Here is a 12,832-nt window from a genome sequence, read left to right on the forward strand (position 1 = left end):
GCGCGTTGCTTAAACGGGCCGACAGGTTTTGTAGGCCGGGTAAGGCGAAGCCGCCACCCGGCACAAACAAACGTCACCCATGCTGGCCTTGTTCTTCCATCGCCACTGGCCATTTACGGAAAATCAGAACCGACCAGATAAACGCCGCCAGCGCCGGGATTGCGCCAATATAGCCAATCGACGCCATCGAGAAGTGCAGGCTTATCTGATTGCCCACCAGCGCACCTGCGCCAATCCCAATGTTAAATATTCCGGAGAACAGCGCCATTGCCACGTCGGTAGCGTCGGGTGCAAGCGCCAGAACTTTGACCTGCATTCCCAGGCCAATAATCATGATTGCCACGCCCCAGAAAATGCTCAGCACGGCAAGATGCATTTCACTGTCTGCTGCAGGCATAAGCAGAAGCAGGCACGCCAGCAGCATGCCAATGGCGCTGCTCACCAGCAGCGACGCGTGCTGATTACCCAGTTTCCCGAACAGTACGCTGCCGATGATGCCCGCGCCGCCCAGAATCAGCAGTAGCACGGTGGCAAAGTTCGCACTAAATCCGGCCACGGTCTGCACAAAAGGCTCTATATAGCTGTAGGCCGTATAGTGCGCTGTAACTACCACCACGGTGAGCAGATAGATACTCATCAGCGCAGGACGTCGGAACAGCAGCGGCAGGCTTTTCAGTGAACCCGAGTGTTCGCTTGGCATTTTTGGCAGCAGTTTGATCAGGCACAGCAGCGTAACCAGAGCTCCCACGCCAATGACGAAGAAGGTGGTACGCCAGCCAAAGTATTGCCCCACCACGCGACCAATCGGCAAGCCTAAAACCATCGCCAGCGCGGTACCGGTTGCGATCAGGCTTAACGCCTGGGCACGCTTACCTGCAGGGGCGAGTCGGATGGCTAAAGAGGCGGTGATTGACCAGAAGACCGCGTGGGCAAAGGCAATCCCGATGCGGCTTATCACCAGCACGGTAAAGTTCCAGGCCATAAACGACAGCACATGGCTGGCGATAAATAAGGCGAACAACCCAATCAGCAGTTTGCGCCGCTCCATTTGGCTGGTCAGCAGCATAAACGGCAGCGACATCATACCGACAACCCAGGCGTAAATGGTCAGCATGATGCCAACCTGAGCGGTCTCCATCTGGAAACTCTCCGCAATGTCGGACAACAGCCCAACAGGGACAAATTCAGTGGTATTAAAGATAAACGCTGCAATGGCAAGCGTGACCACACGTAGCCACGCGACCTTGCGGGAAACTGTGTTTGTTGTCATAGGGATGTCTGGAACCGTTGCCTGGAGGATGTGACGGAGATCTTAAAGCGTTAAACGGCTAAAACTCAATCATTATGTGACGCAGATCTCAAAATTTACCTTATGACAGCGGTAGCGAAGGCGTGTGTTTTCATTGAATATAAAGAACAACACAATAAAAACAGGGGGTAAGACAATGCAGGAGATTGATTTTTATCTGGTTGATGCGTTCAGCGATACCGCGTTTGGGGGTAATCCGGCAGCAGTCTGCCCGTTAAAGGAATGGCTGCCGGATGAGACACTACTCAGGATGGCGCAGCAGCATAACCAGTCGGAAACCGCGTTTTTTGTGTGCAGCAAGGGCGGCATCGAACTTCGCTGGTTCACCACGGTAACGGAGGTCAATCTCTGCGGTCATGCAACGCTCGCCAGCGCGTATGTATTGTTTAACGAACTGGGTTACCCCGATTCGCGCATTCATTTCGACACCGCTTCAGGCCGGTTGACTGTCAGCCGCGAGGGTGACTGGATGACGCTGGATTTCCCGGCCTGCCTAACCCAGGCACAAACCCCGCCGCCAGAGTTGCTTTCGGCGCTTGGGATAAGCCACTATGTCGAAGCCCGCAAAGGCCGGGCCTGGGTTATTGTGCTGGAAAATCAGCGGCAGGTGGAAGCGGTCACGCCGAATATTTCAGCGATGACGCCAGGTGAACATAAGGTGGCCGTTACCGCACGCGGCAACGGGGAGTACGATTTTGTCAGCCGCTTTTTCTCGCCGGGCGTTGCCGTCTGGGAAGATCCGGTCACTGGCTCATCGCACACCATGCTTATCCCATACTGGAGTGAGAAACTGGGGAAATCCACGCTGTTCGCACGCCAGGTATCAGCCCGCGGCGGTGATGTCCGCTGTGCACTGAACGGGCAACGCGTACTGATGAGCGGCAAGGCGTCGCTCTATCTGAAAGGCACGGTATTTTTGCGCTAAAAACGTATAACAACAGGGGAAGAGACAATGCAGGAAATCGATTTTTATCTGGTAGATGCCTTTAGCGACACCTCCTTTGGCGGAAACGCAGCAGCCGTTTGCCCGCTGGAAGCCTGGTTGCCGGACGAAACGTTGCTCAAAATGGCGCAACAACACAACCAGTCGGAAACCGCGTTCTTTGTGCACACGGATGATGGATTTGAGTTGCGCTGGTTCACCACGCTGGATGAGATTAACCTTTGTGGACACGCTACACTGGCGGCCTCCCATGTCATTTTTGAATATCTCAACTATCCGCATACAGAAATTAAATTCTCCACCCGTTTTGTTGGCAACCTGACGGTAAAACGCCACGGTGACTGGCTGACACTGAATTTCCCGGCGTGGTCAACGGAGGTGGTAGATAATCCGCCGGCGTTACTCTTCAGCGCGCTGGGCATCAGCAGTGCTAAAGAGGTACGTGTCGGACGTGATTACATGGTGGTGCTGGAAAACCAGCAGCAGGTGGAAGCCGTGACGCCGGATATCTCGGCGATGATCCCGCTGGATAAAATGGTCTGCATCACCGCGCCGGGTGACCAGTACGATTTTGTTAGCCGATTCTTCTGCCCGGGAGAAGGGGTGCCGGAAGATCCGGTGACCGGTTCAGCGCACAGCATGTTGATCCCGTACTGGAGCGAGAAGCTGGGCAAAACCCAGTTAAACGCCCGCCAGGTATCCCGGCGGGGCGGGGATTTGCGCTGCGAATTGCAGGGCGATCGTGTGTTGATTGGCGGACAAGCCGCGCTGTATCTGAAAGGCCGTATTTATCTGCGTTAACTGAGTGATACCCCGCCCGTCATCCCTGTTTTCTGGTCAGGGCAGACGGGCGATATTGCTTTTAATCACCTCAACAGAGTGGCGGAATTTGGCCTGTTCTTCTTCTGCCAGCTGCAATTCAATAATCTGCTGTACGCCGCCCTGCGCCAGTACCGCAGGCACACCAATCGCCACTCCGTCTACGCCGTATTCACCATCCAGAACGCAGGAGATCGCCAGCGCACGGTGACTGCCGGTAAAAATGTTGCGGCAAATCTCGGCAATGGTCCCGGCGATCCCGTATTCCGTGCAGCCCTTACGATTGTAAATCTCAAACCCAAGTTTGCGGACTTTCTCCGCCAGTTGCTCTTTGTCGAGCATTTTCCCGGTGTGGCGCTGATAGACCCCGGCAATGGGGGAGCCGTAAACCGACGAGTGTGACCAGACCGGGAACTGGGTATCCCCATGCTCACCCAGAATAAAGGCATCGATACTTTGCGCGCCGATATTCAGCTCCTGCGCCAGCGTGCGGCGAAGACGGGTGGTATCCAGCCACACGCCAGTGCCGATCACCTGGTTGCGCGGCAGGCCAGACAGCTGCCACACCTGCCAGGTAATGATGTCGCACGGGTTGGTGGCTATCAGGAAAATGCCCTTAAAGCCGTTGTCCATCATCTGCGGGACAATGCTTTTGACTATACGCGCGGTATTGTTCAGCTCATCAAGACGGGATTGCCCGGGCTGTAACGCACCGCCCGAAACGGTGATCACCGCGATATCGACATCGGCACACTCGCTGGCATCACGGGTTGAGATAGTCATCATCCCCGGCATATAGGCGGCCGCATCGCTAAGATCCTGTGCATGGCCCTGGGCCCGTTCGCGGTTTAAGTCGACCAGAATCAGCTCTTCACAAATGTTCTGGTTGAGCAGGGCATAGGCGGCAGAGGCACCCACGTTTCCTGCACCAATAATCATCACTTTACGGGCTTTGGTGTTCATTCGTTTTCCACTGTGATTTAACGGCTTCTGCACACAAAATTACTGCCGGACGGGGTGGCGTGCAACAGGTGAAGAGACGCATAAGTTAATCCTATGAAGCACCCTTAAGTGGCTGGGCTATTTTGAAATAAAGATGAAATAAAAAGATAAGGAACCGGCTATGTACTCTATTACCTCTGAATCGTCACACCATCCTGACATCATCAATCTGATTGCGGCGCTTGATCGTTATCAGAGCGAACTCTACCCGGCGGAAAGCAACCATCTGCTTGATTTATCAGAACTGAAAGAAGAGAACTTGATCCTGATGGTCATTCGCGACCAGCAGCTGACGGCCGTGGGTTGCGGTGCGGTGGTGCTCAACGGTGACGGCACCGGCGAAATGAAACGGGTGTATATCGACCCCACCCATCGCGGGCAACATCTGGGGGAAACCCTGTTAGCTGCGCTGGAGGACGAGGCGTTAAGCCGCCACTGCCATACTGTGCGTCTGGAAACGGGGATCAAACAACATGCGGCTGTGCGGCTTTATGAGCGCTGCGGCTACGAAATGCGCCCGCCGTTTGCCCCTTATACTGCCGATCCCCTGAGCCTGTTTATGGAGAAGGCGCTGGTGGTTGACGTTCGTTTAGCAGCGCTATAAACGCCTCCAGCTGGCGGGTCATTGCGCCACGTCGCCACACCAGCCAGGTGGTGAGCCAGCGCCAGTTTTCCGCCAGCGGCCACGCCTCAACCTGATGATGCCCCGGCATACTTTCCAGCATCGAACGGGGCATCAGCGCAATACCCGCACCGGCGATAACGCAGGCCAGCATCCCGTGATAGGACTCCATCTCATGAATGCGCCCGGGCATCGCCCGGTCAGCATGGAACCAGCTTTCTAGGTGCCGTCTGTAAGAACAGTTGGCGCGAAAAGCATACACGTCACTGCCGTTCACCTCTGTGGCCCGCGAAACCTCAGGATGGCCCGCCGCGGCAACCAGCATCATCTCTTCCCGGTAGACCGGCATTCCTTCCAGTTCAGGGTGCGATAACGGCCCGTCGACAAAGGCGGCGCTTAGCGTGCCCTCCAGAACACCGTCAATCATGGTCCCGGATGGCCCGGTCGAGAGGGCAAACTGAATACGCGGGTAGCGTTGGTTAAACTGGGCAAGACTTTCCGGGATGCGCACTGCGGCGGTGCTTTCCAGCGCGCCAAGCGCAAATAACCCCTGGGGTTCATCGCCCGCCACGACCATGCGCGCTTCGTCAACCAGCGCCAGGATCTGCTTACTGTAGCGCAGGAAGTTGTGCCCGGCGGGGGAAAGCCGCAGGCGCTGGTTCTCACGAATAAACAGCTCAACGCCCAGATCCATTTCAAGCTGACGGATACGGGTGGTGAGGTTAGACGGAACACGATGCACCTTTTGCGCGGCCTGGGTAATGCTGCCGGTCTGCGCAACGGCGTTAAACATTTCAAGCTGAGTTAAGTCCATGCCATTCTCGATTCGTGAATAAGGTGGTTAGTATTATTCATTTTTAAGAAATAGCAGAGTGAGCCACAATGAATCAACTGTTATTGCATGGAGATAATCATGACTCATTCACCTGCCACACATGCGCTGTCTGTTAACCCAGCCACCGGCGAAACCCTGGCAACCTATCCGTGGGCAACACAAGACGACGTAGAACAGGCGATTGCACTGGCCGATGACGGTTTCCGTCAATGGCGCAATCAAACGGTCGCGCACCGTGCGCAAAAATTGCGTGACTTAGGTGCAGCACTTCGCCAGCGCGCCGAAGAGATGGCCCAAATAATGTCCCGTGAAATGGGTAAGCCCATTACCCAGGCTCGCGGTGAAGTGACCAAATCAGCCAACCTTTGCGACTGGTATGCCGAACATGGCCCGGCAATGCTGAAAACGGAAGCCACTCAGGTAGAAAACCATAACGCGGTCATTGAGTATCGCCCTCTGGGGCCAATACTGGCCGTGATGCCGTGGAACTTCCCGCTGTGGCAGGTTCTGCGTGGCGCGGTGCCCATTCTGCTTGCCGGTAACAGCTATCTGCTTAAACACGCCCCGAACGTGCTGGGATCTGCTTCGCTTATCGCCGACATTTTTGCCGATGCTCGCTTCCCGCAGGGGGTGTTTGGCTGGGTCAATGCCACCAACGAAGGTGTAAGCCAGGCGATTAACGATCGTCGTATTGCAGCCGTAACCGTGACCGGTAGCGTGCGCGCCGGGGCAGCGATTGGTGCGCAGGCAGGGGCGGCACTGAAAAAATGCGTGCTGGAGCTGGGGGGATCGGATCCCTTTATCGTCCTGAACGACGCGGATATGGACCTGGCGGTGAAAGCAGCGGTGGCCGGGCGTTATCAAAATACCGGACAGGTGTGCGCGGCGGCGAAGCGTTTTATCGTGGAAGAGGGCATTGCCGATACCTTTACCCAACGTTTTGTTGCAGCCACGGCAGCGCTGAAGATGGGCGCACCGGATAAAGAAGAAAACTATGTTGGCCCGATGGCGCGTTACGATCTGCGTGATGAGCTGCATCAGCAGGTTCTTGCTTCCCTTGCCGAAGGCGCAACCCTTCTGCTGGGTGGTGAGAAGATCGCGGGTGAGGGTAACTATTACGCCCCGACGGTGCTGAGCAATGTTACCCCTGAAATGACCGCGTTTCGTCAGGAGCTGTTTGGCCCGGTAGCAGCCATTACGGTGGCGAAAGATGCCGCTCATGCCCTGGCGCTTGCTAACGACAGCGACTTTGGTTTGTCGGCGACGGTATTTACCACAAGCGTTGCACTGGCTGAAACATTCTCCCGCGAGCTGGAGTGCGGCGGCGTGTTTATTAATGGCTATAGCGCCAGCGATGCCCGCGTGGCCTTTGGCGGAGTGAAGAAGAGCGGTTTCGGCCGTGAGCTTTCTCACTTCGGTTTGCACGAGTTTTGTAATGTGCAGACGGTGTGGAAGGATCGCGTCTAGTTTAATCAATACCTTATCAAGCCGGGCAGGCATTATCGCCACCCGGCAATTCCTGCCCTCTGTCATTTTTCTGCAATGGTTCTGTCATTTTCGTTTCGTAGACTCCTTCGCGTCTAACGTATTGTTACAGAAGAAAATTATGAACCTAACGCAAATTTTTCGCCGTATTGCGCAGCGCATCATTCCACGTCAGTTTGGATTGCTGGCCGGCATCTTTTGTATTATTGGGCTTTTCTCCGCACTGCAACTTTCCTCTTCATTTCTGCTTACCGCCTCTCTTCGCGAAGCGCAGCGTAACGAACAGCATAATCAGCTGGCCTATCAGCAACAGGGCAAGCTGGATCAGGCGCGCGTGTCATTACTGGCCGCCAGCGATTTGCTGAACCGCTCGGGCGTGTACTTTATGCAGGATAAAGAGACCGGCTCTGACGGCAGCTGGCACAGCCTGATGGATGAAGCGCAAAAGGCGCTCGATGCATCCCAGCAGGCGTGGAAAGCATGGCTGGCACTAAATCCGCCGAAAGATGAGGCGCTGGTGAACAGCTATCAGCTTTTCTATGGTGCCATCAAAGAACAGGCCGAAGGGCTTATCAAAACCAATTCCATCGATGCCTTTTTTGCTGTACCCGCGCAGGCCTTTCAGACTGATTTCAACGATAACTATGCCCGCTACCAGCAGATAAGCGAAAAGCTGGCGACAGAGGGACGACAATCCTTAATGGAGCGCCTTTCCGGGTTACAAACGCTGTTCCTGTTTGCCCCGCTGGTGTTGCTGGCGATTGTTATTGTGGTCTGGTTTGGCATGGCGAAGTGGGTCATTACCCCACTGCGGCGTCTGATTGGTCATATTAATCAGCTTGCGGCGGGGGACTTGTCTGCCAGCCCGCCGGGTGTGACGCGTTTTAACCGTGAAATAGGGCAACTGGGCGACAGCATTTTCACCATGCAGCAGGGATTACAGCAGCTGGTCACGCAGGTGAGTGAGGCCACCACCTCAATGGTAGAGAATATTGGATCGCTTGCGCAGGGTAATCAGAAGCTGTATCAGCAGTCGGCACGCCAGGCAAAAGAGCTGGAAGAGGTGACGGCGCATATTGCGTCGCTGGAAACCCATGTCGAGGGCAATACCGGCTATGCGAAGCTTGCCAGTTCACGCGCTGACGAAGCGCGGGAAGCGGCAGCCGGCGGCGACCAGATGATGTCTACGGTCAATGCCTCAATGCAGGCGATCGTTGAACGATCGTCAGAAATGCGTGGGATCGTATCCCTGATCGACAATGTGGCGTTTCAGACCAACATTCTGGCACTGAATGCGGCCATTGAGGCCGCTCATGCGGGTAATCAAGGGCGGGGCTTTGCAGTGGTGGCCAGAGAAGTGGGATTGCTGGCCCGTAAAAGTAGCCATTCGACCCAAACGATTCAGGAGCTGATTAACCACTCGTTGCAAGGCATTGAAGACGGTTCTAAAGCGGTGACCCGTCTTGAGGACAACCTGCAACAGGTGACCGGGCTGGTGGGGAATTTAAGCAGTTTGCTGAATGATATCTCGGTGGCAACCCTGAGCCAGGGGGAGAGTATTCATCGGATGACCCGTCAGCTTCAGGCGCTGAACCAGGTGTCACGTCAGACGGATGTGCTGGTGTCTGGTGCGTCACAGGCTTCCGACCGTTTGCATCAGGAGTCCGACATTTTACTCCAGGCGGTATCGCGTTTTCGTCTTCCCGCCTGACGCAATCGATAAGCCTCTGTTATACTCGCAGCCCGTTTTAGCCTGAGGGCAAGGAGCAAAATGTGGCTGCGGTAATCCATAATGAGATGCTGGAAGAGATTCTGGCGCAGGTTCGTCCATTACTGGGACAGGGGAAAGTTGCCGACTATATTCCGGCGCTGGCATCCGTCAGCGGCAATAAGCTCGGTATCGCCATTTGTACGGTGGATGGTCAGCGCTATCAGGCCGGAGATGCCACAGAACGCTTCTCTATTCAGTCGATTTCGAAAGTGCTGAGTCTGGTGGCGGCAATGCGCCAGTATGAGGAAGAGGAAATCTGGCAGCGCGTGGGTAAGGACCCGTCCGGGCAGCCCTTTAACTCACTGCTTCAGCTGGAAATTGAACACGGAAAGCCGCGTAACCCCTTTATCAATGCCGGGGCGCTGGTGGTGTGCGATATGTTGCAAAGCCGCCTGAGCGCGCCGCGTCAGCGAATGCTCGAAATTGTCCGTTTGCTCTGTGGCGAGCAGGATATTGCCTACGATCCCGTCGTGGCACGCTCTGAGTTTGAGCATTCCGCCCGCAACGCCGCTATTGCCTGGCTGATGAAATCCTTCGGTAATTTTCATAATGATGTTGCAACGGTTCTGCAAAATTACTTTCATTATTGTGCGTTGAAAATGAGCTGTGTCGAACTGGCCCAGACGTTTTTGTTCCTGGCGCATCAGGGTTACGCATCGCATCTCTCTCAGGAAGTGGTTTCGCCAATGCAGGCGCGTCAGATTAATGCCTTGATGGCGACCAGTGGCATGTACCAGAACGCGGGTGAATTCGCCTGGCGCGTTGGCCTGCCTGCAAAATCCGGTGTTGGCGGAGGTGTGGTGGCGATTGTGCCGCATGAGATGGCGATTGCTGTCTGGAGCCCTGAACTGGATGAAACGGGTAACTCGCTGGCGGGAGTCGCGGTACTGGAGAAACTCACGCAACGGCTGGGGCGCTCCGTGTACTGATGTCGACACATGATCCGTTATTTACCCGGCTGGCGCGTTCCACATTTCGTTCGCGCTTTCGCCTGGGGCCTAAAGAGCGGCAATACTGCTGGGATAAAGGTGCCGACACCATTGACCAGCACGCCGCTGACTTCGTCGCTAAAAGGCTGGCACCTGCTTATCCGGCGAATGACGGGAAGCAAACGCCCATGCGCGGCCATCCGGTGTTTATCGCGCAACATGCTACAGCGACCTGTTGTCGGGGGTGCCTGGAAAAATGGCACGATATTCCGCAGGGTGTTGTGCTTGATGCACAGCAACAGCACTATATTGTCGGCGTAATCCATCACTGGCTGGTATTGCAGATGAACCCCCAAAATTGACGAGTTATTATCCGGTTCTATATGTGCTATAGATGCATGTTACGTTATTACCATTCATGCTGATGACCACAAATAATTGCGTTAAGCAATTATATGGATTGATATTCAATGTCTTCTGCAATCACGTCGTTCAAGCTTTTTCATCCAGATAGCCCCCTGCGAAATGCGGTGGGGATCTTCGCGCTCACCACATTGTTTTATTTTGTGGGGGCAGAATTACGCCTGGTGGAAGCGTTATCTCTCTTCTGGCCGCTGAATGGCGTGATGGCGGGGGTATTTGCCCGTTACGCGTATCTTAATCGTCTGCATTATTACGCGGTGTCGTATGTCGCCATGCTGATGTACGACGCGGTCACCACCAGTTGGGGCGTTGCGTCGGTGGTGATCAACCTGTCGAATATGGTCTTTATTGTGATCGTGGCCTTACTTGTCATGCGTGACAAGCGGTTGCTGAAGGGTAGACCCGACCCGATTAATGCGCTGCGGTTGTTTAATTACTGCCTGATCGCGGCCGTGTTCTGCGCATTGCTGGGGGCGTTTGGTTCAGTCGGGATTGACAGTAAAACCTTCTGGCCACTGTTTGCGGACTGGTTTAGCGAGCAGTTTTCAACCGGGGTGCTGATTGTGCCTTGTATGCTGACGGTGAAAATGCCTCAGCGGTTTATCCCCACCTGGCCCGCACCTGAAAAATGCTTACCGGTGGTGGCGCTGATCGTTTCGGTTGTGGCATCGGTTGTCATTGGCGGTGCCGGTAGCCTGGCTTTTCCGCTGCCTGCGCTTATCTGGTGTGCCGTGCGCTATTCGCTTCCCGCGACCTGTCTGCTGACCTTCCTGACGGGTGCCGTTGAAGTTATCCTGGTGGCGAACTCGATTATCAATATTGCCGTTGCGACGCCGCTTTCCACGCCACAGATGTTTTCTGCTCGTCTTGGTATCGCGACCATGGCTATCTGCCCGGTGATGGTTTCTGTCAGCGTGGCGGCCATTAACTCGCTGATTAAACAAGTTTCGCTGCGTGCCGACTTCGACTTCCTGACCCATGTCTATTCCCGTTCTGGCCTGTTTGAATCGCTTAAGCGGGAAGAGGCCCATCGCCATCCTCGTTTCTTGACGGTGATGCTGCTGGATATCGATTATTTCAAGAGCATCAACGATAACTACGGTCATGAGTGCGGAGATAAGGTACTGGCGACCTTTGCCCAGAAAGTGCAGAAGGTGGTGGGTGAAGAAGGAATGGTGGCGCGCATGGGCGGTGAAGAGTTCGCGGTTGTGGTGAATTCCGGCGACGCCCGTAAAGGAATTGAACTGGCCGAACGTATTAGAGTTTCGATAGCAAATCATCCGTTTATCTGGCGGCAACAAACGCTGTTTATTACCGTGAGTATTGGGCTGGGGAGCGGTAAGTCGGAATCCTGGCAGCTGACAGAGGTCTTTACCCGACTGATGGCCGAGGCGGACGATTATCTGTATCGTTCGAAAAAAGCAGGGCGAAATCGTACCAGTGCACGTTTGTCAGACGATTTGATCGTGGCGGAACCTGAGAGTGGAACATAACCGGTGTAAGCGTAACCACATTAGGTAGAATGCGACATTGATGTTAACGATTCGCTGATAAATTGCTTGCTACGCATTTTTAAGCTCAATAAGATACCGCAAGAAATATATCGGAAAAATCGTGGCATGAACGGAACTGGCAAACTCAGTAAAAATCCTCGCTTATCAGGAAGTCGGTTTGTCAAACGTATGTACCTGATGCGTATTCTCGGTACGCTGCTCTGTTTTATTCCGATCCTCTGTGTGTTGATTGAACATCAACGTTCAGTCTGGCTAATGATTCTGCTGGGGGCGAATGCCTTTGTCTGGCCGACTCTCGCATGGTTTCGTTCACAAAAATCACCCGAACCTCTGAGGACGGAACATCAAAATCTGGTGTTTGATGCCGGCGCGGGGGGCTTTTGGATCGCCATGATGGCGGTCAACCCGCTGCCTTCGGTGGTGATTGCCACCATTTTGCTTGCCGACCGACTTTCTGCGGGCGGTTTTACGCTGATGAAGAAAGCTGCTGCCGCGATGCTGGGCGTGTTTCTGGTGAGCTGGCTGACCCAGGGAATGGCGGTCGTTCTGTTTGTCTCCCAGCAGACTATGTTCGCGACCTTACCCCTGATTGCCATTTACCTTATTGCCCTGAGCGTGCTCACCGACAGTATTGCGCTGCGTTTACGGATTAAAAGCCGTGAGCTTGAGCGGATCGCCATGATGGATCCGCTGTTGGATATCGCTAACCGGCGCTTGCTCGAAAAACGGATTGATAATGAGCTGAAGAAGCTTCAGCAGGCATGCCGTGAATCGGCACTGATGTTTATCGACATCGATAATTTTAAGGAAGTGAACGACCGGTTTGGTCACAAGGTGGGCGATGCCATGCTGGTGACCGTTTCACAAATATTGCATGTGGCGACACGGCCCGCAGACACCCCGGCACGGCTGGGGGGGGATGAGTTTGTTATCCTGCTGCCTGATACCACCCTCGATGAGGCCCATATTGTTGCAACACGTATTATGGAGGCCACCGCGATAATGAAAGATGTGGCGCAAGAGGCCGTGCATTGCACGCTCAGTATTGGTATAGCGTGTGCCACGCGCGACATGAGAAGCGTTACAGACTGGCTACAGGCCGCAGATAGCGCGCTTTATCAGGCCAAGCGTGAAGGCAAGAACAGAATATTCGCACACTGAAAATGTCTCTGTTTAGGCT

The 12,832-nt window shown here is 54.5% G+C and carries 12 protein-coding genes; 9 read left to right on the forward strand and 3 right to left on the reverse strand.

Annotated features, from left to right (window positions below; all coding sequences use genetic code 11):
* Positions 1-73: 73 nt before the first annotated feature.
* Positions 74-1,270, reverse strand: a complete 1,197-nt coding sequence (locus ACT9TW_RS16730; protein ID WP_446493099.1) for a sugar transporter — start codon at positions 1,268-1,270, stop codon at positions 74-76.
* A 175-nt stretch (positions 1,271-1,445) separates the two neighbouring features.
* Between ACT9TW_RS16730 and ACT9TW_RS16735 the strand changes: the two genes are divergently transcribed.
* Complete coding sequence (locus tag ACT9TW_RS16735; RefSeq protein WP_446493100.1) at positions 1,446-2,234, forward strand: PhzF family phenazine biosynthesis protein; 789 nt, start codon at positions 1,446-1,448, stop codon at positions 2,232-2,234.
* Between the two features lie 27 nt (positions 2,235-2,261).
* Complete coding sequence (locus ACT9TW_RS16740; RefSeq protein ID WP_446493101.1) at positions 2,262-3,053, forward strand: PhzF family phenazine biosynthesis protein; 792 nt, start codon at positions 2,262-2,264, stop codon at positions 3,051-3,053.
* Positions 3,054-3,089: 36 nt separating this feature from the next.
* Here ACT9TW_RS16740 and ACT9TW_RS16745 read toward each other — a convergent pair whose 3' ends face one another.
* The gene (locus ACT9TW_RS16745; RefSeq protein WP_446493102.1) at positions 3,090-4,034 is read right to left on the reverse strand and encodes an L-lactate dehydrogenase; all 945 of its coding nucleotides are present in this window, start codon (positions 4,032-4,034) and stop codon (positions 3,090-3,092) included.
* A gap of 160 nt (positions 4,035-4,194) precedes the next feature.
* Here ACT9TW_RS16745 and ACT9TW_RS16750 point away from each other — a divergent pair, with 160 nt between their 5' ends.
* Entirely contained in the window at positions 4,195-4,677 is a 483-nt protein-coding gene (locus ACT9TW_RS16750; RefSeq protein ID WP_446493103.1) for a GNAT family N-acetyltransferase, read from the forward strand.
* Here ACT9TW_RS16750 and ptrR read toward each other — a convergent pair.
* Positions 4,631-5,509 carry a putrescine utilization regulator PtrR gene (gene ptrR, locus ACT9TW_RS16755; RefSeq protein ID WP_446493104.1) on the reverse strand — a complete coding sequence of 293 codons (879 nt, stop codon included), beginning with the start codon at positions 5,507-5,509 and terminating at the stop codon, positions 4,631-4,633. The two genes, ACT9TW_RS16750 and ptrR, sit on opposite strands and share 47 nt — an antisense overlap.
* Before the next feature lie 99 nt (positions 5,510-5,608).
* On the opposite strand from ptrR, the gene sad reads away from it, so the two are divergent.
* From sad to ACT9TW_RS16785, 6 genes are all read left to right on the forward strand, one after another.
* Positions 5,609-6,997 (forward strand): succinate-semialdehyde dehydrogenase, encoded by a 1,389-nt coding sequence (gene sad / locus ACT9TW_RS16760; RefSeq protein WP_446493105.1) that lies wholly within the window; start codon positions 5,609-5,611, stop codon positions 6,995-6,997.
* 139 nt (positions 6,998-7,136) lie between these two features.
* On the forward strand, positions 7,137-8,726 hold the full coding sequence (locus ACT9TW_RS16765; protein WP_446493106.1) for a methyl-accepting chemotaxis protein: 1,590 nt from the start codon (positions 7,137-7,139) through the stop codon (positions 8,724-8,726).
* 62 nt (positions 8,727-8,788) lie between these two features.
* Positions 8,789-9,715 carry a glutaminase B gene (gene glsB / locus ACT9TW_RS16770; protein WP_182061094.1) on the forward strand — a complete coding sequence of 309 codons (927 nt, stop codon included), beginning with the start codon at positions 8,789-8,791 and terminating at the stop codon, positions 9,713-9,715.
* Entirely contained in the window at positions 9,715-10,077 is a 363-nt protein-coding gene (locus ACT9TW_RS16775; protein ID WP_315688637.1) for a DUF4186 domain-containing protein, read from the forward strand. Before glsB ends, ACT9TW_RS16775 begins: the two co-directional genes overlap by 1 nt.
* 108 nt (positions 10,078-10,185) lie before the next feature.
* Positions 10,186-11,631, forward strand: a complete 1,446-nt coding sequence (locus tag ACT9TW_RS16780; protein ID WP_446493107.1) for a GGDEF domain-containing protein — start codon at positions 10,186-10,188, stop codon at positions 11,629-11,631.
* 189 nt (positions 11,632-11,820) lie between these two features.
* Positions 11,821-12,813 carry a diguanylate cyclase gene (locus ACT9TW_RS16785; protein ID WP_446493851.1) on the forward strand — a complete coding sequence of 331 codons (993 nt, stop codon included), beginning with the start codon at positions 11,821-11,823 and terminating at the stop codon, positions 12,811-12,813.
* The last annotated feature ends 19 nt before the right edge of the window (positions 12,814-12,832 follow it).

The sequence above is a fragment of the Enterobacter sp. C4G1 genome (assembly GCF_052886895.1).

Bases quoted from the DNA above. Each gene is read 5' to 3' on its own strand.
- ACT9TW_RS16775 (WP_315688637.1), top strand. From the start codon at position 9,715: ATGTCGACACATGATCCGTTATTTACCCGGCTGGCGCGTTCCACATTT.
- ACT9TW_RS16785 (WP_446493851.1), top strand. From the start codon at position 11,821: ATGTACCTGATGCGTATTCTCGGTACGCTGCTCTGTTTTATTCCGATC.
- ACT9TW_RS16765 (WP_446493106.1), top strand. From the start codon at position 7,137: ATGAACCTAACGCAAATTTTTCGCCGTATTGCGCAGCGCATCATTCCA.
- ACT9TW_RS16740 (WP_446493101.1), top strand. From the start codon at position 2,262: ATGCAGGAAATCGATTTTTATCTGGTAGATGCCTTTAGCGACACCTCC.
- ACT9TW_RS16745 (WP_446493102.1), bottom strand. From the start codon at position 4,034: ATGAACACCAAAGCCCGTAAAGTGATGATTATTGGTGCAGGAAACGTG.
- ptrR (WP_446493104.1), bottom strand. From the start codon at position 5,509: ATGGACTTAACTCAGCTTGAAATGTTTAACGCCGTTGCGCAGACCGGC.
- ACT9TW_RS16750 (WP_446493103.1), top strand. From the start codon at position 4,195: ATGTACTCTATTACCTCTGAATCGTCACACCATCCTGACATCATCAAT.
- sad (WP_446493105.1), top strand. From the start codon at position 5,609: ATGACTCATTCACCTGCCACACATGCGCTGTCTGTTAACCCAGCCACC.
- ACT9TW_RS16735 (WP_446493100.1), top strand. From the start codon at position 1,446: ATGCAGGAGATTGATTTTTATCTGGTTGATGCGTTCAGCGATACCGCG.
- ACT9TW_RS16730 (WP_446493099.1), bottom strand. From the start codon at position 1,270: ATGACAACAAACACAGTTTCCCGCAAGGTCGCGTGGCTACGTGTGGTC.
- ACT9TW_RS16780 (WP_446493107.1), top strand. From the start codon at position 10,186: ATGTCTTCTGCAATCACGTCGTTCAAGCTTTTTCATCCAGATAGCCCC.